The organism is Lysinibacillus sp. NPDC047702, assembly GCF_050272555.1.
In the GTDB taxonomy this organism is placed as follows: Bacteria; Bacillota; Bacilli; order Bacillales_A; family Planococcaceae; genus Lysinibacillus.
Window position 1 is genome coordinate 11,127 of the sequence record NZ_JBNNMG010000043.1, and the last position, 22,365, is coordinate 33,491.

A 22,365-nucleotide genomic window follows, 5' to 3' on the forward strand; every position below is an offset into this window, starting at 1 on the left:
GTAAGCGAAAGCAAAGCGGCAGCTACAAATGTTTTCTGTAGCGAAAGCAAAGCGGCAGCTACAAATGTTTTCTGTAGCGAAAGCAAAGCGGCAGCTACAAATGTTTTCTGTAGCGAAAGCAAAGCGGCAGCTACAATTACGCCAAGGCGAAATTGATCTTTAATGTTCAAAATATTTACAGAAGGTAGAGCGTCTTTTTTTATGGCAGTCCGATATCCACTATTACTTACAGCAGCAATATTACTTGCGCTGCTGCGTATTGCTTAGCATGTGTGATACTGACAAACCCATTTACAAGTTTTCCTTTAAAATATAAAACAGGATTCCCAGCTTCTCCTCTTAAAATTTCAATATCATGAAGCTTGCATTGCTCGCCAATACCCGTTCCTAGAGCTTTGGAAAATGCCTCTTTTGCAGCGAATCGCCCAGCTAAAAATTCTATTCTACGAGTTTCAGAGTGTGCCTCAAATAAAACTCTTTCCTTTTCAGATAAAATCCGATCTTTAAATTTATTTGTTCGTGTCAGTGCCTTAGCAATTCGATCAATTTCCACAATGTCGAGACCAATTCCTTTAATCATTTGAACTTCTCCTTTTCCTATTGCCAAAAAGCCATGTATAATAATTGTAAATTGAGGTGGAGCCATGTTTAGTAGAACAGAAAATTTTAAGCAATATACAAAGTACTACCCTGTTGTTTCTACGTTTATAGCGATTAATTTAATTTTTTATGTATTAACTATTTTACCTGGTGTTGGGATCCTTGTATTGAATTATGGAATCCAAGTGAATTTCCTAATCCAGAACGGTGAATGGTGGCGTATTTTTTCTGCAATGTTTTTACATGCCGGCTTCTTGCACGTGCTCTTTAATATGTTTTCATTGTATATATTCGGGCCAGAGCTTGAAAAAATAGCAGGTAAGGCACGTTTTATAACAATTTATTTATTATCCGGCATTGTAGGAAACATGGCGACCTATCTACTTCTTAATGATAGTAGCTATGGCAGCCTTGGCGCAAGTGGGGCTATTTTTGGAATTTTTGGTGCTTTTGGGGCGCTTGTTTATTACACACGACGCACAATGCCTATGCTTCGCAAGCTTATTTTGCCAATCATTGTGATCAGTGTCATTATGACTTTTATACAGCCCAATGTGAATGTCTATGCGCATTTAGGTGGCTTAGTAACTGGATTCATTCTTGGACTTATCTATTTACATCCCAAAAGAATTTTAAGCTGGCGTAAACAAAAGATGGCAGGTAAATAACGGTACAAAGAGGAGAATCCTTAGAAAAACGGGATGCTCCTCTTACTTTTTATTTTATAAAACGGTAGTATTCTCGTTCGCTGATTTTAGTTTTTTCCATTCTACGGCCGTTAATCCGTAGACAACTTGATCTACATAGTGATCATGTAACCACTCAGCATCTCTCAGACGACCTTCCTCGTTAAAGCCTAGCACTTTTGGTATTGTACGGCTTCGAATATTTCCTACAGCAACTCGTACTTCAATGCGATTTAACCTTAAATAACTAAAGGCATATTCAATAAAGGCTTTCATAGAATTAGTAACTAATCCCTTACCAACAAACTCGTTTCCTAACCAATAACCGATACTTGTCCATCTATGTTGCCAATTCACTTGATGATAGCCAATGACTCCTGCAAGTTTCCCCTCATAATAAATCCCTGCTTGTATGCCATTATTATTTGCATATTGGTGCATCGCATTTCTTACGAATCTTTCTGTATCCCCTACCGTTTTCACTTCATCCACGAAGAGCATCCACTCTCGCAAAGTTTCCCTAGATCGATCTGTCAACGCAAATAATTCATCAACATCGTTTAAATCCAACAATTTCAAATACGTGTTTTCGCTAATATCATATTTAAACAAAAATTCCACCCCTTTTGTTAGATATATTCTATTATATAAATTATTCTTGTTTATTTATAGCTAAAAAAAGGCCAACCATTACAATAAATTGTAAATGGCTAGCCTTCCATGAGATTAATGGTCATACCAAGATAATATAGTTTCGGCATCTTTTTGTTCTAAGCTCGGAACATTTCCAGTCATTCCAGTCATTCCAGACATTACAGTTGCATTTATAGACATAACATTTTTTCTTTTTTGGAAGTATGTTTGAGTACTTTCAATAGATTGTATACGTTTTTTCTCCATAAAAAATGTAATACGATTAAAAACACGATATTGCATTGTAAGCTGCTTTCCATCAATCATATAACCAGCTGTTTTATGCTGCCAAATGCCCAGAAGTATCGTAAGCGGAATGAGCAGCAGTGAAAGTAAACCATAAGGATATAAGAAATAACTACATGCACCTATTATGGGGATGAGCCAAATAAAATCGATACGATAAAAGAATGGACGAGCACGTTTTGGTGAATGAATAAATTCCGGATACCAGTTCATCTCTGGAAAGAGCTGTTCTAATGTTTCCAGACAAGCCTGTTTTTTTATGAGTGGAAATAAAGTAATCTTCTTATCTTTACCGCTCTCACCATTTCCTCCAGCACTCTCAACAACTACTGTTGCAAAACCAAATAATTGACGTAATGGATTCTCTACAACACGAATTGCCTGAATTCGATTTAAAGGTAAGGTAATTCGCTTTTTCTCAAGTAACCCTTTCGTAATGATTAACTTTTCATCTTCAATTTTGACTGTGTACTCATAATAGTTAATTAATGTAATTACTACAGAAACAAGCCATGCAACGATTAAGATGAACATTACTGTTAGTGCAACTAAAAAAGCACCAATCTTTACGAAGTCAGCCAACTCATGAAATACAGTTTCATAAGGAATTATATCTGAAAACTGAGAGACTATTGCTGCAAGACCAGACAGTACGACGCCAATTCCACCCGAGGTCGTTGCCAACACTAGTAAATCACGGATTGACATATGATAAATCTGCGGAATTACTACTTCCTCTGTCATTTGAATAGGTTGTTCATCATCAATATGTTCTACTATTTGTTTTTTTGCACGACGCATTTCCAGCTCTATTGCATCAGCTGCCGGTTTACGTATTGCCGTTAACTCTGCCTCAGGCTTTCCATCCTTACTCCCTGCAGTTTCAACCTGTACCTTTACTAAACCAAATAAACGGTGAAAAATCCCCTCATTGTAATTTAAGCTTTGAATACGTTCAAATGGAATGTAGCGCTTCTTTTTAACAAACAGGCCATACTTTACGCGTAATTCGCCATCTTCAAACCAATAGACAAAAGTACGCCATCTAATAATTCCACTAACAACCGCAAGTACAGCCACCACTCCCCAAACGCCGAACAATAACAATGTTTGAAAGAAATGATTACTATTAACATTAAACGAGAAATTAAAACCATTCGTTACAAAGATAATAGCAACAGGTAAAATCATGCTTTTTAATACTTTTGCACTTGTTATAATAGCTGAAATTGGATGTAAACGATTAATTTCCTTAGACATCATCTTCTGCCACCCTTGCTAATTCCGAAATTCTTGCACGAAGCCCATCAGCTTCATCCATCACAAGCGCAGGAATCGTATGTACAGTTGCTGCTGTTGATATTGAAATATTACCTAAATCATATCTTTTTAATATTGGCCCTTGTGTTGTATCGACATGCTGTACACGCACCATTGGAATAAGTGTACGTTTAACAACAAATAAACCATGCTGTACTTCAATTTCATTCTCACGTACCTCATAACGCCAGCGTTCCCATCTTATTTTCGGAAATAGATAAACTGAAAAAATAATACTAAGTAAGACCACTGCAGCTGCGATGAAATAAATAAATGATGGCCACTCAAAATAATACGTGCAAAAAGAAACAATTACTGCCGCAATCAATAGCAATATTGTTTGAAATACACCATATAAACGCCACACGGTTAACCCTTTTCGGGAAATTTTATGAATTGGCTCTGCTCTCAAAGTTTCTCCCTCTCTTTCTTTAATTACGTATACGAGATTAAAGCTGCTTTTGTTTCAATATATACGAAAAAAAACCTTACAGCCACTTTGACTGTAAGGTTTATGATAAAATTTAATCTTCGTGACGTCGTGGTGCACGAGAACGTCCTTGTCCACCTTCACGACGAGCACCACCTTCACGGCGCCCGCCGCCATCTCTACGATTTCCGCCGCCACGGCGATCTCCGCTACGTCCGCCGTCTCGACGTCCGTTAAAGCTACGGTTATTACGTCCACGATCTCCGCCACGATTGTTAGAACTAGAAGAACGTTCACGACGCATTGGTAATGGTCGCTCTTCAGTAATAGTTACTGGTGTATCATCTGGCTCTTTTGTTAATGTACGAAGAGCAGCAGCAACTACATCAAGCGCATCATGGTTTTCAAGTAATTCTGCAGCAAATGTACGATAATCACCTAGATTGTTATTAGCGATAAGACCTTCTAGAGTCTCTACAGCTAGACGTTGTTGACCTTCAAGAGCTTCATCAGAAGTTGGTGGACGAAGTGGTGTCATACGTTTTTTCGTTGTTTCCTCTACAATACGTAAATAACCCATTTCACGTGGTGTTACAAATGTCACTGCAAGACCTGATTTACCTGCGCGACCTGTACGACCAATACGGTGAACATATGACTCAGGATCTTGAGGAATATCAAAATTATAAACATGTGTCACACCAGAAATATCAAGTCCACGAGCAGCTACATCTGTCGCAACAAGAATATCAATTTTATTTTCTTTAAATTGGCGTAATACCGAAATACGTTTTGCTTGGCTTAAATCACCATGAATACCTTCTGCAAGATAGCCACGGATTGATAATGCTTGTGCAAGCTCATCCACGCGACGTTTTGTACGTCCAAAGATAATAGCAAGTTCTGGTTGGTGAACGTTTAATAAACGAGATAAAACGTCGAACTTTTCACGTTCTGCAGACTTCACAAAATATTGATCAATATTATCAACTGTTAATTCTTTGGCTTTAATTTTTACGATTTCTGGATCACGCATGAATGTTTCAGCAATTTTGCGAATAGCTGGTGGCATTGTTGCTGAGAACAGTAATGTTTGACGCTCAGTAGGCACGTTTTCTAAGATTGAATTAATATCATCGATAAAGCCCATGTTTAACATTTCATCTGCTTCATCCAGTACTAATGTTTGTACATCTTCTAATTTTAACGTACGACGATTAATATGATCAATAATACGTCCTGGCGTACCAACAATGATTTGAGGTCTATTTTTCAGTGCACGAATTTGACGGCCAATTTCTTGCCCACCGTAAACTGATAATAATTTTACACGTTTATCATAACCAATTTTATAAAGCTCTTCTGATACTTGAATCGCTAATTCACGAGTTGGAGCAATTACTAATGCTTGGATATTTGGATTTTTTGGGTCAATTTTTTCGATAAGTGGAATCCCGAAAGCGGCTGTTTTACCAGTACCTGTTTGCGCTTGACCTAATACGTCGCGACCTTCAATAGCAAAACGAATAGTACCTTCTTGGATTGGTGTTGCTTCTTCAAACCCCATACGCTTTACAGAGCGTAATGTCGATTCACTAATATTTAATTCTGAAAAATTTGTCAAACTTCTCATTCTCCTTTTTTTGCTTTTAAGTTGACAAATGGTTACATTTTCAGATGAAGTTGTCGGCAAATTCGAGCCTGTTATGTGGAACGTTTCCGTTACTTAAAAATTTCCTCTATATAATGTTCATATAGAGCTCTCTTATATGAAAAGGAAAGCCCGGTCTTTACCGAGCGGTTCGATTCTGTCGTAATAATCACTTTAGAATAAAACCGTTGTGTTCAAAAAAAAGTACTCTTCAACCAAATATGAAGAGTCTTCGCACAAAATGTATCCATTGCTTACACTAGTCTAACATGGCTTTAAATCGTATGCAACGATAACGCATGAGTCGTAATAATCTGACTATTTCATTTCTCCTTTAAAAACGTCAAAACTTGAGAAAACCACTTAGCACAATCCTTGTCGAAACATATATGGTGCTTCCCACTATCAGAAAAATACAAAGTTTTATCGATTGAGATTAGTTCATCATATAAGAGTTGAGCTGTATGATAAGGCACTATACCATCTAATTTTCCTTGAACAATATAAACAGGAATTTCAATATCTTTATAGTATGGCTCGACCATTCGAACAAGCTTCATAAATTCTATTGTTGAAGATAGAGGTACATTGTTAAACTTATGTCGATATCGCATAAACAGCTCATTATTAGATAGATTGCTTTGATACGCCTCTGTGGCAAGCATTTTAAAATCCTCGACCAATTGCTTTGGACTTACATATTTGGCAGCTGCGCTTAGTAATACAAGCTTTTTCACCTTATAGCGCTTAGCCAGATATAGCGCTATAATACCGCCCATTGAAAAACCAACCACTAGAACCTCATCTACCTTCTTAGCCAGTGCACGAAAGGCGAGTTCGGCATCCATTAACCAATGCTTAGCAGTAAAGCCTCTCATCTGTAATTCCTCACCGTGTCCTGATAAAGTAGGCTCTTCAATGAGCCAATCTGTATGAGCTCGTAAATAGGAAGTAAAAGGCTTTACCTCATATGGACCTCCTGAAAATCCATGTATACATAACACACCTACTGACATTACTTTCACCTCTATCAATTTCGCCTTGGCATAATTGTTGCTGTCGCTATGCTTTCGATACAGAAAACATTTGTTGCTGCCGCTTCGCTTTCGCTACAGAAAATATTTGTTGCTGCTGCTTCGCTTTCGCTACAGAAAACATTTGTTGCTGCCGCTTCGCTTTCGCTACAGAAAATATTTGCTGAATGAAGATAAATGCATTGAAGCATATAGAATGAAGAAATCGGTGAGAGTGTTGTCTCACCGATTCGTTGTATCATTTATCACGTAAAAGCATTTAAAATTGTTTCTAATTTCATCCCTCGAGAACCTTTTAATAAAACAATAGACTCTTTATTAGCTTGCTGTAGCTTTTCAATAATTGGAACGTAATCATCCTTAACATGTAATAAATGCTCCGCATCAAAATGATCTTTTAAAATATCATATAAATAAAACATGCGTGGACCAAACAAGCAAATATAGGAAATTTCCTGTGCATGAATATCCTCTGATAAATTCTCATGAAAGAGCTTTTCATTTGGCCCAAGTTCAAGCATATCACCTAACACAAGCCATTTTTCTGAACGGATTGTTGAAGATGCGATAAATTGGATAGCAGCCTTTACAGATGTCGGAGCAGCATTATAGGCATCATTTATAAACAATGCGCCATTTGTTCCGTTAATTTGCTGCATACGCATATCTGTGAGAGTCACTTGTTTTAAGGATGCACGAATTTGGTCATCGTTTAAACCTAATTTTCGAGAAATTAACATGGCTGCCAGTGTGTTTTTCACCTGATGCTTCCCAAGAACTGAAATAAAGAAGTTACCTTCAATCACTCCATGTGCTGTAAAGCTACTGCCATCCGTAGTTGTCTCGATATTCTCAGCATACAATAGGTTTTCAGGAGTTAAGCCAAAGGCCATTGCATGAAGATTTTGCTCGTTTGCTACTAATTCTTTAAGCAACGGTTCATCTCCATCATAAAATAGTACGCCATTTTCTGACATCCCTTGAACGATTTCAAATTTTGCTTTTGCGATCCCCGAACGTGAACCCAAGTCTTGCATATGAGCTTCTCCAATGTTTGTAATCACTGTTATATGCGGTCTAGCGAGCTTCGTTAAAAATTCAATTTCCCCAAAGCCGCTCATTCCCATTTCCAGCACAGCAACATCTGTATCTTCATCAAGCTGTAAAATTGTAATCGGAAGACCAAGCTGGTTATTAAAATTCCCAATGGTTTTTTGTACTTTAAAAAACGGTACAAGTATTCCAGCTAAAATATCTTTCGTTGACGTTTTACCATTTGAACCAGTAATTCCAATAAATTTCGCCTTATGCTCACTTCTATAGGCATGTGCCATTTGCTGTAATGCTATTTCTGGGTCATCTACAAATAATAATGGTACATCTTGTGGTGGATTTGGTTCATCCTTCTGCCATAGGGAAGCGCCTGCTCCTTTTTCAAATGCCTGCTTAACAAATTTATGACCATTAGTCTGCTCGCCTCGAAATGGTACGAATAAATCTCCTTGCTGAATCGTTCGTGTATCAATCGAAATACCTGATACTTCTGTATCACCAAAAGCTGGTACCTCATCATTTAACCATGTAGCTAATTGTTTTAATGTTTTTTTCACAATAATCCCACTCAGTCTTTTTTATAGTGAAGCTGTTGTTTTTCTTCATAACGTTCGATTGCTAGTGTAATCAGACGATCAATAAGCACTGGATAGCTTACATTTGTATGCTGCCAAAGCAGCGGATACATGCTGACAGGCGTAAAACCAGGCATTGTATTTACTTCATTCATATAAATGTTGTTCTCGGCTGTCACAAAGAAATCTGCACGAACTAATCCGCTTCCATCTATTGCTTTAAATGCTCGCTTTGCTAGCTCCTGTAAGCTTGTTACTGTTTCAGCAGATAGCTTTGCTGGAATAATAAGAGCTGTTGAGCCATCTTTATATTTTGAATCGTAATCATAAAACTCAGTGACTGGTTTAATTTCTCCAGGCACAGAAACTTCAGGGAAATCGTTTCCAAGTACTGCTAGCTCAATTTCGCGGGCTACAACCCCTTGCTCAACGACAATTTTACGGTCATATTGTAGTGCTATGTCAATTGCAGTCACTAATTCTTCACGATTAGTCGCTTTGCTAATCCCGACGCTTGAACCCAAGTTTGCAGGTTTTACAAACATCGGCCATTTCAATTGTTCTTCACAACGAGCTAAAATCGTTTGCTTTTCGTTCACCCATTCGCTGCGAATAAAGTACGTATATGGCACTTGTGGTAAGCCAGCAATCTCAAATAACTGTTTCATGATTACTTTATCCATGCCTGCTGATGATGCTAATACACCATTACCAACATACGGTAAATTAAGAACCTCAAGTAACCCCTGGACAGTGCCATCCTCCCCATTTGTTCCATGTAACAACGGAAAAATAACATCAAACTGTGTAGCTTTCCCATTTTTATCGATTAAGAAATCCGTAATATTATTTTCTAGAATTGTGGCTTCGTCACCAAATTGTAATTCTTCAATTGTACTTGCGGTTTTTTCTAGACGCTCACCTCGACGCCATTCTCCCTCAGGTGTAATGAAAATCGGATATACCTCATACTCCTCGAAATTCAAAGCTCCAGTGACTGCACGTGCCGTTGATAATGACACATCATGCTCTGCTGACTTTCCGCCGTATAATAAACCGATTCTTTTTTTCATTTTTGTGCCCTCCACATACTTCTTGAGTATTATTAGTTTATCATGAAACGTCTTGACAAATGACATAAAAATCTCACCGTATTTTTGACGGTGAGATTTAAGTGTATATTCATTCTACGTGTAGAAAGAATCGCTAAATAATATAAATCAATTCATCGTGCTCATTTTTCAAAATCGTGTTTAAATCATCCCACACTTCATCTGGGAATGAATATTCCGATAGGTTGCGAATTTCAATACCATAGGCTAGTTTTGGTTTTTCAATTCTATACAGTGACAATAGTGCTCCATCTTTAGCAAAAGACCGATAGGCACGTAGAAATTCAGGTGAAATAGAAGGAATACTCGGTTTCACTTTCCTTCGCCAAAAACCTGAGCTTCGTTCTTTTTCTCGAATTAAACTGTTAAATACATTAGCCATGAGTAAATCCGAATCACTTAAATGACGAAAATAAATTTTAGTCATTTTCTCTAAGTCTGAGGAGTAGTAGACAAATCTATTTTGTAATTTATTAAAAAAAGGCGAAGTAATTGGCTCCTTTTTATGACTTATGTACAGCAATTCCCCCTGCTCCATCGGCGTTAATTGGTCTAGCCTCTTTTCATCCATAAAATCTACCCAGCATAATTCCTTAGACTCCGCAGCTTTTTTTACAAACTGAGGTACTTCTTCGTCTGGTATAAAATCAAACTGTGTATGCATATTAAATGAACCGTCTTCATATGAATGTTTTAATAACAGTAAGTGATGCAGTGGTTCAAGAGCAGCCACAAATTGCGAGAATTTTAGACCGCTAAAAATGACAAATTTATCGACATCATTCATATGAACATAAACATGGTACATAAAATCCTCAGCTGACTTCAATTTTTTAGCCACAATCATCACCCCATTCTTCACTACATTATAAGACTAATCGTGAATTTTTTGAAACATTTTATGTTAAATATCGTCTTAACAATATTCACAGGCGTAAAAGTGTTTTTTACGTTATAATGTGAATGTTAAACATGCTATTGCATGGATGTTCAACTACTCTTATATAGTAAATGGCATAAACCCAATTTTACTCATAAAGAGATACTATTTTAATAGGTGGCTTGTATGGAAAATAAACGAAATTTCGCGAATCGTTTTGATTGGACACTCGCTTTTATACTTTTTACCTTCCTGGTCATTAGTTTGCTAGCCATTGCATCGGCACAAACATCCGGGCAGTATGGCATCAACTATGTTCCTAAACAGCTTCAATGGTACATAATTGGTGCAGTAATTATTGGTATAGTTATGTTTTTTGAGCCTGATCAATATAAAAAAATGTCATGGTATATGTATGGTGCAGGTATCGCTCTGTTAGTACTTCTTATTTTCATGCCTGAAGGTAAAGGACAAATAGGAGAGCCTGTGAACGGTGCAAAAAGCTGGTATCATACACCAATGGGGAATATGCAGCCCTCTGAATTTATGAAAACTTTTTACATTTTAGCACTTGCCCGTCTTATTAGTAAGCATCATGAGTTTCATTCATTACGATCTTTAAAAACTGATTTTATATTATTAGTTAAAATCGCTGCTACATTAATAGTTCCTTTAGCACTGATTATGCAGCAGCCTGACCTTGGTTCAGCCCTTGTGTTCTTTGCCATTACAGCTGCGATAATTATCGTAGCAGGTATATCCTGGAAAATAATTTTACCAACCCTTTTTGGTGGAGCTATCGCTGGTGGTACACTTTTATGGATGGCGCTCTATATGCAGGATTTTTTAGAGAAAACATTTGGCTTTAAGACTTATCAATTTGCTCGAATTTATTCGTGGTTAGATCCCTATTCATATTCTTCAAGTGATGGCTATCATTTAATTACTTCCCTCAACGCCATTGGCTCTGGAGAAATTTTTGGTAAAGGTTTCAGAGGACGTGAGGTTTACGTTGCTGAAAACCATACCGATTTCATATTCACCGTTATTGGCGAAGAATGGGGCTTTGTTGGTGCTAGTATTGTAATCTGTATTTTCTTCTTATTAATTTATCATTTAACAAAAACGACATTACTATTAAAAGATCCTTTTTCAACCTATGTATGTGCTGGTATTATTGCCATGATTACGTTCCACGTATTTGAAAACATTGGCATGACAATTCAGCTATTACCAATAACAGGTATTCCTTTACCGTTTATTAGCTATGGAGGCAGTTCATTAATGGGGAACGCCCTCGCTATCGGTCTTGTCTTTAGTATGCGCTTCCACTATCGTACCTACATGTTTACTACTCATGATGACGATGATTGATTGAGCTTATATTAGATAATGAAAATGGATAGTCTCCGTTACAAAGAGACTACCCATTTTCATTTGTACGAGTTAAGCTTGAACTTGCGGTGTTTGCGTTGGTGGTGTGAGCACTTTTAAAAGTTCAAGTCGAGACTTTGTTACAGTGGCTGTTACACCCAACTTAGATAAATTCGAAACAATTTTTTTCAAATCTACTTCTTTTTTCATACATTCCACCTCAATCTTTCCTCGAATTAATATAACGTTTTATTTTCAAAAAAGTTTCATTTTTCTTTCTACGTGTATGATGTCCGACGAGTATATCACTTCTTATCATACCACTTAACTCATCTTTAAAATTTTTCATTTTTGTTACAATGTAAATTTTTCCTTCACTACACTAATACCACCAAATTCAGAAAAATAAAACTTACATTTTATATACCCTATAGAAGTATACCCCGAATTTAAATTCCTATACCATATGACAATCAAAATAAAAGCATGTAATTAACTTTAAGCTCATGTTATTTTAAACGCATAAGCTCCCCTGTTAACCATTTGCATTTTTCACAGTAAATAAATTCAATTAATTTTCTACATTTTTTGAGAGAAAAAGATTTTTACTGTGTTCTTCTAATGTTCTATCTTCCGTTTTCTTGTAATAACAAGTTCAAGAGAGGTAGAATATACATACTGAAATATTGTATGAAAGCAGGGAACTGTATGAAAAAGGCAATTTTATTATTAATGTCTGTTCAATTTCTCGTATATCTAGGATTTGGGATTATAATTCCTGTCTTACCAGAGGTTATTGTTCAGCACAATTGGGATGATCTACATGTGGGCGGCTTGCTAACTGTGTACTCTCTTGCGAGTTTCTTCACTGCACCACTTTGGGGTATGCTATCTGATAAGGTAGGACGCAAACAGCTTATTTTAATGGGCCTAGTTGGTTTTAGTTTAAGCTTTGTTATTTTCTCTTTATTTATAGATAATCTAGCAATTTTATACGTCTCACGTGTTGTGGGTGGTTTATTCTCAGGCGCACTATACACAGCGGTAACAGGCTTCGTTGGTGATATGTCGAGTGAGGAAGACCGCAATAAATATATGGGTCTAATGGGCATGTCCATCGGGCTTGGTTTTATTTTTGGTCCAGCAATCGGGGGTATGCTAGGTCATTATAGTCTACAATTACCCTTTATTAGTTCAGCACTATTAATTGCACTATTATTTATTTATGCAAGTTTCGTTTTAAAAGAACCTGAAAAACGAAAAGATACAAATAAACGTGCTATTGTGCCAAAAGGTGCTGGTAAAATGCTGCAATATCGAGTGCGTTATTTGTTTATGTTCTCCTTTTTAGTGACTTTTATGCTAGCAGGAGTAGAGGCAACATTCCAGCTGTTTCAAATTGATCGCATTCAAATTTCCCCATTACAAATTGGTTATTTATTTATGTTTAGTGGTTTTGTAGATGCGGCCATTCAAGGCGGGGTTGTAAGAAGGATTAAAGATGGACATGAGACAGCCTGGTTAATAGGTGCTCAAATCATAACAGCTATTGGTATGCTTTTATTCACTTTAACTGCTAACTTATTTATAGCTGGTCTTGCTCTCTGTGTCTTTACTGCGGGCAATGCACTTGCAAGAACTTGTGTTGTATCACTGTCATCTAAAGAATCTGGGGGCCAATATGGGACAGCTGCTGGTCTTTCCTATTCCATGGATAATTTAGGGCGCATTCTAGGTCCATTATTTTTCACTTGGTTATTTACAGTCCAGTCGAGCCTTGGATATTATACTTCAGCGGCAATAGCTGTTGTTTCGATTAGTATCATATTTATCTATAAAGCCTCAAATAAATCTTTACGACTTGAATAAATTGTTCAAAAAAAGCCGTAACTTAATAGGTAACCTAAAATATTTTGCCAAAGCGCAGGGAATTTAAAAATATACTATTTACTATTAAGATTATGGTACTAAATCTATAAGCACATAGAATCTCTAAATATAAAGAACTAATTAAGAAATAATTGCTTAAGAGGAAAAACGGAGGGCTCTGCATGATGAATAAAACAACAAATCTCTTACTTCCAAAAGAGCTAGAATTGCTTCGTTTCGAAATTGAAAACACAGTGCTTTCATCAATGATTATTACACCTTACAAGCGTTCAACCACCATAACAGAAAGTAAATTTGCTGGTGTGCCATATTTACCATATTACCAGACATATCCTAAAGATATAACAGGTGAGCCAATGCGGCTATTAGCGCAAATTAACTTTGCGGAGATGCCGCCACTAAAGGATTTTCCAACTCAAGGTATTCTTCAATTTTATATTTCATCTAATATTTTTGTGAATGCGGATCATTACCATGAAGATATTTTTCAGCAGTTTTATAAAATTAGATTTTATCCTGCCATAAATTCTAAAGTGGCATTTCCCACACAGGAATTTATAACATATTCTGATGATTGGTTCCCTATTCATCAAGAATTAGCATTACAATTCCACCCAACTCTGGAACCTGTATCGGCTTTAGATTACCGTGCTGTATGTTATTTGCCTCATTTAATACCTTCACAGGTGGATATGGATTTACAGGAGATTTATCTTCAACATTTTTTAGGGGCCGGTGCTAAAATTGGTGGCTATGCCTATTTTTTAGAGGATGACATCCGTCATGAATCAAAGCTCCTTCAGCGCTATGATGTCTTGTTACTCCAAATTGACTCTAACGATGAACTCGGTATTATGTGGGCAGATAGCGGTGTAGGAAAATTTTTTATCAATCATGAAAAGCTACTTCAAAAAGATTTTTCTGATATTTTATTTCAATGGGAGCATTACTAATCACTTTTCGGATTACTTCGTTCCATATTACGGGGTAATCCTTTTCTATGCTTTTGGTTAAATTTCTTCTCTTCTTTCCACCAATGAAGTAAGCTATACTAAGATATATTGTGAAATATAGTAAAGGCAGGTGCAGGAATGAGCATTTTTACAGATGTGGAATATCTAGTACCTTTAATTATGTTTGTAAACATTTTAGCAGCGTTGACGATTATTTTTTTAGAACGTAAAGATGCTACTTCTACATGGGCATGGATTCTCGTACTATTTTTCCTTCCATTAGCTGGATTTATTTTATACCTACTATTTGGCCGACAGCTAAGAAAAAAGCATTTATTCCGTTGGGAAGGACGTAAGGATATAGGGATCGACAATCTCATTAGCTATCAAACGGATGCCATCCGAGATGATACATTTGAGTTTCGTATAGAGAATGCGGAAAATTATAAAGAAATGATCTATATGCATCTGAAAACAAATAATGCTGTGTTAACACAGGATAACTCCTTAAAAATTTTTGATGATGGTGCCGATAAATTTGAACAGCTACTAAATGATATTGAAGTAGCTAAGGACCACATCCACATTCAATATTATATTTTTCGTTTGGATGACTTAGGTACACGTATTGTGGATAAGTTGATAAAAAAAGCAAAACAAGGTGTAAAGGTTCGTCTCTTATATGATGAAATGGGCTCACGAAATGTTAAGAGGCGTCATTTCAAAGAACTGATTAATGCTGGTGGCGAGGTAGAAGTTTTTTTCCCATCCATCTTCCCCCTTCTAAACCCTCGTTTAAACTTTAGAAATCACCGAAAAATCGCTGTTATTGATGGACGTATTGGTTTTATTGGTGGCTTTAATGTTGGTGATGAGTATTTAGGTCTACAAAAGAAGTTTGGCTATTGGAGAGATACACATTTACGTATTGAAGGTAGCGCTGTACACCCCCTTCAAACACGCTTTTTATTAGACTGGAATCAGGCTAGTGCACAGCAAAAAATGGGATATTCAGATAGGTACTTTCCGGCTATCCCCAAAAAGGGCAATGTAGGTCTGCAAATCGTTTCAAGTGGACCGGATTCTGACTGGGAACAGATTAAAATTGGTTATTTAAAGCTCATTAATATGGCTCAAAAATACATTTATATTCAAACACCATATTTTATTCCTGATGTTAGCTTTTTAGATGCTATTAAAATTGCTACATTATCAGGTATTGATGTACGTATTATGATTCCAAATAAGCCTGACCATATGTTTGTTTATTGGGCTACCTATTCATATGTTGGTCAATTATTGCGTGCAGGGGCAAAAGTATATATTTACGAAAAGGGCTTTATCCATGCGAAAGCCATAATAATCGATGATGAGGCCTCTACTGTTGGAACTGCCAATATCGATGTTCGAAGCTTCAGTTTAAACTTTGAAGTAAATGCCTTCATTTATGATTCAACTATTTCTCATCAGCTTGCTGAGCTATTTGAAAAAGATATTTTTGATTGTACCGAATTAACATGGGAAATGTATCAGAATCGTTCCAATTTGATTAAATTTAAAGAATCCATTTCTCGCTTACTAACGCCTATATTGTAGAACAAAAAGGAAGAGGAGCTAGCCCATAACCTATGGAGTAGCTGCCCTTCCTTTATTTTACGCCTAAATATTCTTCTAAAGTTATACTTTTCTTCTTAATTTCTTTTGCAATATCTATACCTACATAACGAAAATGCCATGATTCATACATATACCCTGTAATATCTTCCTTGTTTTTTGGGAATCGTAATATGAATCCGTAGTCCTGCGCATTTGTCAACAACCATTGTCCTGCAGGTGTTTCTCCAAACTCCTCAGTTAGCCATAGATTTTCTTTGCCATGCTCACCAATATCAAAGGCTAAACCTGTTTGATGCTCTGAGTAACCTGGTCGCGCACTGTAACGGTCGGCTGCTGCCTGTCCATCACGATTCACATAATTATTATATAATGTTGTTTGATAATCAAAGGAGCGATAACCACTAAATGCCACAAAATCAAAACCTTGTTTTTTAGCAGTAGCTAACATTTTATCTAATTCTTGACGTGCTTCCTTATTTTCTCCTGGCGCAAAGGTAGATGGGAGTGGATATATTTTATTCGCTAGTAAAATACCATTAATATACGTAGGTTCAGTGGGTAATGTTTGGTTAGGTAAATATCCATTTTCGTCGGGTTGTTGCTCTGGTTCCACAGGCTTTTCAGTTGCTTTTTTCGGCTCTTCTGTTGCCACTGAATCATTTTTAGTTGGTTCGGTTGTTATTGATTGCTTCTCTGCTTCATTACTTACTTGCTTATTTTTATAGTTATAAACTACGAAAATAGAAACAATTAGTGCTACTGAAATGAAAGCACCAATAATGAGTAATAGACGATTTTTTTTCACTATTTTTACCCCTTTTATAATTTTTCAAGTACTAAGTGGTTAAGATTCCCCGTATTTATTCACATGAGAAAATGCCTTTATGCTAGTACTGAACATTTACCTCTTGCAGGTACATCAGAAATGATTGTTATTGTGCCTTCTAATATTCAACCTTATTGGTATAGTCTCATTCTAGCACTGTTCACAATTTAGGGTGTAAGTTTTCACTATAGATTTTTAAATTAATTTATTTGTCAGTGAGAATAATAATTATTACAATTATAGATGCAATGAAGAAAAAAATGGCCATATACTTCATCCATTTTGCTTCCTTCACATAGCCCTGTTCCTTAAAGCTTTTAGCTCTGAAACCATTTGATAAAGCAAACATAATCGTCATTGCCAGTACTGCAAAGTTAAAATTCCCCATAATGATAAATACTATAGCCGCAATACTAAAAAGCGCCACTAAAATAGATGATAGCCATTTTATGTTCATCCTGTTGTCCTCCTAAAAAAATCGAGGCTACTAAAGCGCCTCGACGTAGATTAATTTATGAATTTGCTTTTTCCGGATGTTCCGAATAATACTTTCGACCAATATAGGTTTGAATAATCAGTAAAGCACCACTGACAGACCAATATAGTGGTAGGGCAGCCATAGATGACATCGAGATAAAGACAATCATAATCGGTGAAATATAAATAAACATTTTCATTTGTGCTTTTTGTTGCTCTGGGACAGTCCATAATGACACACGTGCCTGAACTAAATACACAATACCCGCAACAATCGTCATAACAATATCAGGTGATCCTAAGCTAAACCATAAAAACTCATGTGATTTTACATCTGATGAATATAAAATTGAGAAATAAAGACCCATGATAATAGGCATTTGAATCAACATTGGTAAACAACCCATATTTAATGGATTGATGCCATGCTTTTGATATAGTGCCATCATTTCTTGCTGGTGTTGCATTTGCTCTTCTTTCGTCTTTGCTTCCTTCATTTTCTTCTGAACAGCTTCCATTTCAGGTTTAAACGCATCCATTTTCGTTTTCATTAATTGCTGCTGACGATAATTTTTTAACATAATCGGCATTAAAACTAAACGAATCAGAACTGTAATTGCAATAATTGCTAGACCATAGCTACCTGAAAAAATAGTATTTCCGAAAAACTCCAATAAAAACTCCATAGGCTTCACAAAAATACTATAGAAAAAACCTTCTTTGTTTTGCACAGCTTGACAGCCACTAAGAACAAAAACGACAAGCCCAAGCATTGAAAATAGCTTCAAATTTTTCATTTTTCCACCTACTATTATTTATCAACTAAAGTGAAGTATACATTATAGGGTCTATCTTTATCAAATAGCAAGGTGCTACTAATTACCTCTTATTTTGCAAGAGCATAAAAAAGATGCGAGCTTTAGCATCGCTAACATGTCCGCATCCTATTCATTCATACCTTATATATTGTCATGTCATTAAACATTTTGAAGCTCAGTCTCCGCCATTTCAAAACGATAAAACTCATGATGTAGCTCATCACGGAAATGCTTGGGAGTAACCCCAGTGTATTTTTTGAAAATACGAGTAAAGTAACTTTGGTTACAGAAATGGAATTGATCTGAAATAGAAGTAATACTTTTATTTGTATGACGTAGATAATATTGCGATTCTTCTACACGACGAACATTTAAATATTCAACCAGTGTAATACCAACATGTTCTCTAAAAATACGCGATAAGTGACTAGTACTGATATGGAAGTTATTTGCGATGCTTTCAACTGTTAGGTCATTTTCTAATTCATCATTTATATACATAATCACTTTGTTAACTGTCTGGTGACGGAAAGTCGGTTGTTTGCGATCTGCGATAAAATAGACAAAGAAATCAATTAAATCATCAGCAAATTGTAAAAATTCCGCGTCTTTCATCTGATTTTCAATCATATCATTACAAGCAATGTTAAAAGCAAAGGCTTTTTTCGAAGGTACTTGATTGTCTAGCAATTTACGTGCAACAATTGACGACAGCACAGAAAAATAACTTCGAACCATTTTAATGACTTGCTTGCCAAAACGTATTGAGAGAATATCAATTAACTCATGCAAAGATTTCTTAGCCTTTGTAGATTCTAAATGGTAAATTTCAAATATTAATTTCGACTCAATATTAAAAAATTCTTCTACACCGATGTATTGATTAATATTATCGATTTCCTGGAAGTATCTTTTTGATATCGTTTCTGACATAGAATGTTGATGTAGTTGCATAATCTTCCCCATCTTTCCTCAGATTGCACGAATTACTTTTACAAAATCAGACATCAAATTACATATTTAGAATAAGAAAATAGTATTTCTTTATTTATTATATGAATTGAGTCCTATTTCACAAATTTATATTGAATACAACTTAAAAATAACCCAACTAAAACACCAGTTTTAAAAAAAATAGACTATACAGTGAATTTTACCATATTCTGCGATTTCCTTTCAACCACATTTTACGCTCCACTCTAGTTCTAATTTATCATATACTCACAGTAGAAACCTCGTAAACTTATTTTGCACAATTAAATTTTACCATATACATATTAAAAAAAATTAGTAATTAATTAAATTTTGTGACAAATTGCGCTAGGTATTTTGCACGTTTTTTTTTCAACAATCGACATATCTCTTTTTTATTCCGAAATCTTCTCTATATAATTTATATGAATATGTAGTAAAATAGATGATAATACTATTTTTAAAAGCTAAGATGAGGTGTTAATAGTGGATCCAAAACAAATAGAAGAGATTATGGAGATTATTAAGGAGTTCTTCCCTGAGAATACTTCAATCGCAATTTCCGACACGAACGAATACTTGTACTACCAGCCAAGCAAGAAAGTTGATTTAAAAATTAAGCCGGGCGATCCAATTAAAGAAGGCTCAGCAGCTCATAAAGCATTAAGCTATGGGCAAAAAATTAGCTCTTACATTGAGCCGGATGTATTTGGCGTAGCCTACTACGGTATGAGTATTCCTCTTATGGAGGAAGGCGAAACGAAGGGGGCCATTACTGCTATATTCCCACAAAAACCATCAGCATTTTTAACGAATTACATCACAATCAAAATTGATGATTGCTGGTACCCGATTAAACATGATCAAGTTATTTATCTTGAAACACAGCTCCGAAAAACATTTGTTAAAACAATGAGTCGTGAGGGCTACCACCGCTTAAACCTAAGTGATTTAGAGTTATTTTTAGCACCTGATTCATTCATTCGTTGTCACCGCTCTTACATTGTTAATATTGACTACATCGATGAAATTCAACCAGACTCACATTCAACGTTTTTATTAATCATGAAAGATGGTACTCGTATTCCAGTAAGTCAACGCTATGCAAGTTACTTCCGTCGTTCTTTAGGTTTCTAATTATTAAAAAGTACAGCGAGCATCTTATTTTCAGCCCGCTGTACTTTTTTATCTTCATTCAGCAAATGTTTTCTGTAGCGAAAGTGAAGCGGCAGCTACAAATGTTTTTTGTATCGAAAGCAAAGCGGCAGCTATAATTACGCCAAGGCGAAATTGATTTAGTTTTTGTACTTGTAAATAATATTTTCTCTAAAATTATATAGCTCTACATTAAAACGTTTTCTCTGTCGAAAATTCACAATTATGCTCGATTTTCCTATTTTTCCTTATTTTAATGCTTATCCTAAAGTTTTTGTGACAAATTGGTGATAGTATTATTCAAATGGTTGGAGTTATACTACAACTAAATAAACAGAAAATTCTTACACGTTTTTTCTAGTTTTGTAATCGGTTTCCATCAAAACTTTTTAGGGGAGGATTTTTTTAATGGATGCAAATGTTCAAAAACGCCTAGGTATAAAAGAACTAGAAAGTAAAATTGTTACTGCTGATGAAGCTGCAGCACTTATCTCTGACGGTGATGTAGTTGGTATGAGTGGATTCACTCGTGCTGGGGACGCAAAAGTTGTTCCAATGGCATTAGTAGAGCGCGCTAAAAATGAAAATTTCAAAATCGATGTTTATACAGGGGCATCTTTAGGTCCAGAAGTAGATAAATACTTAGCTGAAGCTGGTGTTATCCGTAAACGTGGACCATTCCAAGGAGACGCTGGTATTCGTAATTTAATTAACTCTGGAGCTATCCAATATGTAGATGCTCACCTTTCCCATAACGCTGAATTAGTTCGCCAAGGAATTATTGGACCAATTAAATATTTAATTCTTGAAGCGGTTGCTATTACAAAAGATGGATTCATTATCCCAACAAACTCAGTGGGTAACTCTCCAATCTTTGCAGAATACGCTGAAAATATTATTATTGAATTAAATATTTCACACCCTGAAGCTTTAATCGGTATCCATGATATTTATGTACCAGCTGAGCAAGGTAAACGTGAAGCAATCCCAATGACTGATGCAATGCAACGTATTGGTGAGGTTGGTATCAAAGTTGATCCAGCTAAAATTAAAGCAATTGTTATTTCAGAAGAGCCTGATGCGCCTTCATTAATCGTTCCACCGGATGAAGAAACACAAACAATGGCAAATATTTTATTAGATTTCTTCCGCGATGAAATTAAAGCTGGTCGTCTAACGAAACAATTAATGCCATTACAATCAGGTGTAGGTTCTGTAGCAAACGCTGTTTTAGATGGCTTCGCTGATTCAGAATTCGAAGATTTAGTCGTTGCATCTGAAGTACTTCAAGATGCAGTATTTAACTTAATCGATGCTGGTAAAGTTAAGTTTGCAGCGGCAACATCTATTACACTTACTGAAGAATTACAGAAAAAAGTATATGGTAATTTAGAGAAATATGCTGATAAAATTTGCTTACGCCCACAAGAAATTTCTAACCACCCAGAGCTTATCCGTCGTTTGGGTCTAATCTCAATCAACACTGCTCTTGAGTTAGATATCTATGGTAACGTAAACTCAACTCACGTTTCAGGTACTCGTATGATGAACGGTATCGGTGGTTCAGGTGACTTTGCCCGTAACGCACGTTTAGGTATTTTCGTTACAAAATCCTATGCAAAAGGCGGCGCAATTTCTTCAATCGTACCAATGGTTTCTCACGTAGACCATACTGAGCATGATGTTGATGTAATTATCACTGAGCAAGGTATTGCTGACTTACGTGGTCTTGCACCAAAAGAACGTGTACCTTTAATTATTGAAAACTGTGCACATCCTGATTACAAAGAGCAATTATGGGATTACTACAACCGTGCTGTAGAAGCAACTGGTAACCAACAAACACCTCATATTTTAGAGGAAGCACTTTCTTGGCATGTAAACCTTGCTAAAAACAAAACTATGAAAAAAGAAGTCGCTAAAGCTTAATAACTGCGGTTCGAGAACGTCTAAGAAGTTGAAAAAAACTTATTAGACGTTCTTTTTTGTCGAAAATGATATAA

Annotated in this window: 22 protein-coding genes; 7 read left to right on the top strand and 15 right to left on the bottom strand. The window is 36.0% G+C overall.

Annotation, left to right across the window (positions count from 1 at the left end; translation table 11 throughout):
- Positions 1 to 226 precede the first annotated feature (226 nt).
- Positions 227 to 580, bottom strand: a complete 354-nt coding sequence (acpS, locus tag ACQKIM_RS18440; protein ID WP_427546574.1) for a holo-ACP synthase — start codon at positions 578 to 580, stop codon at positions 227 to 229.
- Positions 581 to 644: 64 nt separating this feature from the next.
- Here acpS and ACQKIM_RS18445 point away from each other — a divergent pair, with 64 nt between their 5' ends.
- Entirely contained in the window at positions 645 to 1,268 is a 624-nt protein-coding gene (locus ACQKIM_RS18445; protein ID WP_427546576.1) for a rhomboid family intramembrane serine protease, read from the top strand.
- Positions 1,269 to 1,322: 54 nt separating this feature from the next.
- Here the strand turns inward: ACQKIM_RS18445 and ACQKIM_RS18450 are convergent, their stop codons facing one another.
- The 9 genes from ACQKIM_RS18450 to ACQKIM_RS18490 form a co-directional block, all read right to left on the bottom strand.
- Positions 1,323 to 1,898 carry a GNAT family N-acetyltransferase gene (locus ACQKIM_RS18450; protein WP_427546579.1) on the bottom strand — a complete coding sequence of 192 codons (576 nt, stop codon included), beginning with the start codon at positions 1,896 to 1,898 and terminating at the stop codon, positions 1,323 to 1,325.
- 114 nt (positions 1,899 to 2,012) lie between these two features.
- The gene (locus ACQKIM_RS18455) at positions 2,013 to 3,485 is read right to left on the bottom strand and encodes a PH domain-containing protein (RefSeq protein WP_427546582.1); all 1,473 of its coding nucleotides are present in this window, start codon (positions 3,483 to 3,485) and stop codon (positions 2,013 to 2,015) included.
- Positions 3,478 to 3,957: a PH domain-containing protein gene (locus tag ACQKIM_RS18460; protein WP_427546585.1), complete on the bottom strand. Its 480-nt coding sequence runs from the start codon at positions 3,955 to 3,957 to the stop codon at positions 3,478 to 3,480. Before ACQKIM_RS18460 ends, ACQKIM_RS18455 begins: the two co-directional genes overlap by 8 nt.
- Before the next feature lie 112 nt (positions 3,958 to 4,069).
- Positions 4,070 to 5,599 (bottom strand): DEAD/DEAH box helicase, encoded by a 1,530-nt coding sequence (locus ACQKIM_RS18465; protein WP_427546588.1) that lies wholly within the window; start codon positions 5,597 to 5,599, stop codon positions 4,070 to 4,072.
- 350 nt (positions 5,600 to 5,949) lie between these two features.
- Entirely contained in the window at positions 5,950 to 6,642 is a 693-nt protein-coding gene (locus ACQKIM_RS18470) for an alpha/beta hydrolase (protein WP_427546590.1), read from the bottom strand.
- 14 nt (positions 6,643 to 6,656) lie between these two features.
- A complete protein-coding gene (locus ACQKIM_RS18475; protein ID WP_427546593.1) occupies positions 6,657 to 6,902 on the bottom strand; it encodes a hypothetical protein in 246 nt (81 codons plus the stop codon).
- A 3-nt stretch (positions 6,903 to 6,905) separates the two neighbouring features.
- Positions 6,906 to 8,270: a UDP-N-acetylmuramoyl-tripeptide--D-alanyl-D-alanine ligase gene (locus ACQKIM_RS18480; protein ID WP_427546595.1), complete on the bottom strand. Its 1,365-nt coding sequence runs from the start codon at positions 8,268 to 8,270 to the stop codon at positions 6,906 to 6,908.
- 11 nt (positions 8,271 to 8,281) lie between these two features.
- Positions 8,282 to 9,361, bottom strand: a complete 1,080-nt coding sequence (locus ACQKIM_RS18485) for a D-alanine--D-alanine ligase (RefSeq protein WP_427546598.1) — start codon at positions 9,359 to 9,361, stop codon at positions 8,282 to 8,284.
- Between the two features lie 133 nt (positions 9,362 to 9,494).
- Complete coding sequence (locus ACQKIM_RS18490) at positions 9,495 to 10,247, bottom strand: hypothetical protein (RefSeq protein ID WP_427546601.1); 753 nt, start codon at positions 10,245 to 10,247, stop codon at positions 9,495 to 9,497.
- A 219-nt stretch (positions 10,248 to 10,466) separates the two neighbouring features.
- Between ACQKIM_RS18490 and ACQKIM_RS18495 the strand changes: the two genes are divergently transcribed.
- On the top strand, positions 10,467 to 11,654 hold the full coding sequence (locus ACQKIM_RS18495) for an FtsW/RodA/SpoVE family cell cycle protein (protein ID WP_427546604.1): 1,188 nt from the start codon (positions 10,467 to 10,469) through the stop codon (positions 11,652 to 11,654).
- A gap of 72 nt (positions 11,655 to 11,726) precedes the next feature.
- On the opposite strand, the gene ACQKIM_RS18500 is transcribed toward ACQKIM_RS18495, so the two are convergent.
- The gene (locus ACQKIM_RS18500; protein WP_166672133.1) at positions 11,727 to 11,864 is read right to left on the bottom strand and encodes an Lmo0850 family protein; all 138 of its coding nucleotides are present in this window, start codon (positions 11,862 to 11,864) and stop codon (positions 11,727 to 11,729) included.
- A gap of 498 nt (positions 11,865 to 12,362) precedes the next feature.
- Here ACQKIM_RS18500 and ACQKIM_RS18505 point away from each other — a divergent pair, with 498 nt between their 5' ends.
- The 3 genes from ACQKIM_RS18505 (at position 12,363) to cls (ending at position 16,093) form a co-directional block, all read left to right on the top strand.
- Entirely contained in the window at positions 12,363 to 13,523 is a 1,161-nt protein-coding gene (locus tag ACQKIM_RS18505) for an MFS transporter (RefSeq protein ID WP_427546607.1), read from the top strand.
- A gap of 182 nt (positions 13,524 to 13,705) precedes the next feature.
- Entirely contained in the window at positions 13,706 to 14,497 is a 792-nt protein-coding gene (locus ACQKIM_RS18510) for a YwqG family protein (protein ID WP_427546610.1), read from the top strand.
- A 138-nt stretch (positions 14,498 to 14,635) separates the two neighbouring features.
- The gene (gene cls, locus ACQKIM_RS18515) at positions 14,636 to 16,093 is read left to right on the top strand and encodes a cardiolipin synthase (RefSeq protein ID WP_427546613.1); all 1,458 of its coding nucleotides are present in this window, start codon (positions 14,636 to 14,638) and stop codon (positions 16,091 to 16,093) included.
- Between the two features lie 52 nt (positions 16,094 to 16,145).
- Here the strand turns inward: cls and ACQKIM_RS18520 are convergent, their stop codons facing one another.
- The 4 genes from ACQKIM_RS18520 to ACQKIM_RS18535 all read right to left on the bottom strand — a co-directional run bounded on the left by ACQKIM_RS18520 (position 16,146) and on the right by ACQKIM_RS18535 (position 19,189).
- Positions 16,146 to 16,919 (bottom strand): M15 family metallopeptidase, encoded by a 774-nt coding sequence (locus ACQKIM_RS18520; protein ID WP_427546615.1) that lies wholly within the window; start codon positions 16,917 to 16,919, stop codon positions 16,146 to 16,148.
- A gap of 226 nt (positions 16,920 to 17,145) precedes the next feature.
- Entirely contained in the window at positions 17,146 to 17,397 is a 252-nt protein-coding gene (locus ACQKIM_RS18525; RefSeq protein ID WP_427546618.1) for a hypothetical protein, read from the bottom strand.
- Between the two features lie 55 nt (positions 17,398 to 17,452).
- On the bottom strand, positions 17,453 to 18,214 hold the full coding sequence (yidC, locus tag ACQKIM_RS18530; protein WP_427546621.1) for a membrane protein insertase YidC: 762 nt from the start codon (positions 18,212 to 18,214) through the stop codon (positions 17,453 to 17,455).
- Between the two features lie 180 nt (positions 18,215 to 18,394).
- Entirely contained in the window at positions 18,395 to 19,189 is a 795-nt protein-coding gene (locus ACQKIM_RS18535; protein WP_427546624.1) for a helix-turn-helix transcriptional regulator, read from the bottom strand.
- A 504-nt stretch (positions 19,190 to 19,693) separates the two neighbouring features.
- On the opposite strand from ACQKIM_RS18535, the gene ACQKIM_RS18540 reads away from it, so the two are divergent.
- Positions 19,694 to 20,344 (top strand): LytTR family DNA-binding domain-containing protein, encoded by a 651-nt coding sequence (locus tag ACQKIM_RS18540; RefSeq protein WP_054609424.1) that lies wholly within the window; start codon positions 19,694 to 19,696, stop codon positions 20,342 to 20,344.
- Positions 20,345 to 20,770: 426 nt separating this feature from the next.
- Positions 20,771 to 22,291 carry a succinate CoA transferase gene (locus ACQKIM_RS18545; RefSeq protein WP_427546628.1) on the top strand — a complete coding sequence of 507 codons (1,521 nt, stop codon included), beginning with the start codon at positions 20,771 to 20,773 and terminating at the stop codon, positions 22,289 to 22,291.
- Positions 22,292 to 22,365 lie beyond the last annotated feature (74 nt).